The sequence below is a fragment of the Streptococcus sp. C150 genome (genome assembly GCF_000187445.1).
Classification (GTDB): domain Bacteria; phylum Bacillota; class Bacilli; order Lactobacillales; family Streptococcaceae; genus Streptococcus; species Streptococcus raffinosi.
The window spans coordinates 1,157,560-1,158,255 of the sequence record NZ_GL698449.1 but is presented as its reverse complement, the minus strand read 5'-3'; the positions used below and the strand labels follow the sequence as shown (position 1 = coordinate 1,158,255).

Below are 696 nucleotides of genomic sequence, written 5' to 3'. Positions count from 1 at the left end.
GGCAACAAGATTGGTGAAGGAACGGCTGCTAGCAATGGTAAAGTAACCATTACACCAACCGTTGCTATTCCAGTAGGTAATGTAACAGCCAAAGCGACAGATGCGGCAGGTAACACATCAGTTGCAAGTGATCCAAAAGTAGCAACCGACACCACAGCGCCAGCGAAACCAGTAGTGAATACAGACCTCACAGGTAAAGCAGGCACTAAGCCATCAGTAGAAGTAACTGCAGAACCAGGTTCAACTGTTGCTCTTTACGATAAAGATGGTAACAAGATTGGTGAAGGAACGGCTGCTAGCAATGGTAAAGTAACCATCACACCAACCGTTGCTATTCCAGAAGGTAATGTAACAGCTAAAGCGACTGACCCATCAGGAAACACCTCAGACGCAAGTGATCCAAAAGTAGCGACAGATACAACAGCTCCAGCGAAACCAGTTGTCGCTACAGACCTCACAGGCAAAGCCGGCACTAAGCCATCAGTAGAAGTAACTGCAGAACCAGGTTCAACTGTTGCTCTTTACGATAAAGACGGCAACAAGATTGGTGAAGCGACAGCAGGCACAGGTGGTAAAGCAACGATTACGCCAACTGTTGATATTCCAGCAGGTAATGTGACAGCTAAAGCAACTGACCCATCAGGAAACACCTCAGACGCGAGTGATCCAAAAGTAGCGACAGATACTACAGCTCCA

1 protein-coding gene is annotated in these 696 nt (G+C 47.3%); it reads left to right on the top strand.

Going from position 1 to position 696, the window contains the following annotated elements:
- On the top strand, window positions 1-696 hold a 696-nt coding region (locus HMPREF0848_RS10735; RefSeq protein ID WP_037608980.1), incomplete at both ends, for an Ig-like domain-containing protein.